The 2,049-nt window shown below is 35.3% G+C and carries 2 protein-coding genes; both read left to right on the forward strand.

Annotated features, from left to right (window positions below):
• Positions 1-91: 91 nt before the first annotated feature.
• Positions 92-1,132 carry an IS1595 family transposase gene (locus ACRX5O_RS25110; protein WP_433908432.1) on the forward strand — a complete coding sequence of 347 codons (1,041 nt, stop codon included), beginning with the start codon at positions 92-94 and terminating at the stop codon, positions 1,130-1,132.
• A 50-nt stretch (positions 1,133-1,182) separates the two neighbouring features.
• Positions 1,183-1,980: an aminoglycoside adenylyltransferase domain-containing protein gene (locus ACRX5O_RS25115; protein ID WP_433908433.1), complete on the forward strand. Its 798-nt coding sequence runs from the start codon at positions 1,183-1,185 to the stop codon at positions 1,978-1,980.
• Positions 1,981-2,049: the final 69 nt, after the last annotated feature.

Raw genomic sequence — 2,049 nt, forward strand, 5'->3', positions numbered from 1 at the left:
AGCTATGTTAAATAACTCTGTTGATATTTGATTACAACGAACTCTTGTTCTATAATGGATTTGTAAAATTAACAAGATGGAGTTGGCAAGAATGGCATTGAAGGACATTATCCAAGAAATTAGAAAGTTGAGTACGGCAGACCAATACCGACTAAAAGAGTTCTTTACTAAATCTTTGGCTTCCTATTCTGCAAGTGAACCTGTTTTTAAAGAGGTTTCAGACCGGAAGCATAAAGATGGATTTACTTGCTCTTATTGCCATTCCAATAACTCCGTTCGTTTCGGTAAGTATAATGTGAAAATGGGTAGCAGAACAATGGAGCGTCAACGATACCGCTGCAAAGATTGCGGAAAGACGTTTACTGATGTGACTAATACGCCTCTTCATCGTACTCATCTTCCTCACAAATGGTTGGAGTTTGTTCAGTGTATGATAGAAGGTTATTCTCTGCGTAAGTCGTCAGAGCTTTTAGAAGTTCATTATGTAACTTTATTTTATTGGAGGCACAAGCTCCTTTCAGCCATTAAAAAGATGGATTTTGACCAATTCGAAGGTATTGTGGAAATGGACGAAACTTATTTTCTCTACTCGGAAAAAGGGAAACGTAAAGTGGAGGGTCGAAAAGCTCGAAAACGTGGAGGGTCGTCTTCTCAACGGGGTATCAGCAAAGAACAAGTCTGTGTTCTTGTTGCAAGAGACCGTCAAAAGGTAACATACTCGAAAGTAGTTGGTCAGGGTCGGATTATAAAAACTCGTTTGGAAGAAGCTATTGGGTCTAAACTTACATCTTCCAATGTTCTTTGTACTGATGCTTGGCGGGCATTTATGACCTACGCAAAAGAAAAAGGACTTGAACATTATAGATTTAAATCAGATGGTAAGGAACGTGTCCGTGGTGTTTATCATATTCAAAATGTAAATAGTTATCACAGCCGTTTAAAAGGCTGGTTAAATCGATTTAATGGTGTGGCTACAAAATACCTCGACCATTATTTGAGTTGGTTTCAATTTCTCGACCAAATCAAACATCGAAATGACGACACAACTGTTAGTAAGATGATTGTTGAAAGTAGCCTGCATTCAATTGATGTCAGCTATGATAAATTGCGTTTATCACAATTTTCATTATGAACAATCAAACGATGTATCGAAGGTGAGATAGAAAAAAGGGGTAACAATAGATGGTTTATAATTTGAAATCAAGTTTATCCGATACAAATGATTTTATTTGCAACCTGCAAAAAAGGATTTCAGAAATAATCAAAGATGATTTGATTGGTATCTATATCCACGGTTCTTTAGCAATGGGAGGATTTAATCCGAAGAGTAGTGATATTGATGTACTGGTCGTTACAAACAAGTCGATGACAGTTGAAACTAAAAGGAAATTAGCAAAGCTCTTATTAATGCAGTCTAGTTCCCCTTATCCTGTTGAAATTAGTTTCCTGAATACTGAACAATTAAGGGTCTGGCAGCATCCTTGCCCATTTGATTTTCATTATAGTGAATTTTGGAGAGAACGATATGCCAATGATTTATTAAGTGGAACAGACAAATTTTTGAATGGTGATGTTAATACCGATGCAGATTTAGCTGCTCATATTACCATCACTAATAAAAGAGGGGTTTGTGTATATGGTAAATCTATTGATGAAGTTTTTCCGTTAGTTCCATCCTCAGATTATCTATCATCAATAATGGGTGATTTCACAGATTGTTTAGAAAATATCGAAGAAGACCCAATTTACTGTACGCTAAATTTGATTAGAGTTTATTGGTACCTAAAAGAAGGAGTTGTTTCTTCAAAGCAAGAAGCTGGTAACTGGGGGTTATCTAAATTTCCAAAAGAGATGAAAAACACTGTTGAAAAAGTGGTTAAATGTTATTCAAATGATAAAGATACTTATGGTTTTGAGAAAGATGAACTTGTAAAGTTAAAAAACTACATTTTAAACGATGTAAAGAAATTATTGAACTAACAAGGGAACTCCTAAATACTGGAGTCCCCTCGTTTATATTAAAAATCAACATTATTGTTTAACATAGCT

The organism is Robertmurraya mesotrionivorans, assembly GCF_050971805.1.
In the GTDB taxonomy this organism is placed as follows: domain Bacteria; phylum Bacillota; class Bacilli; order Bacillales; family Cytobacillaceae; genus Robertmurraya_A.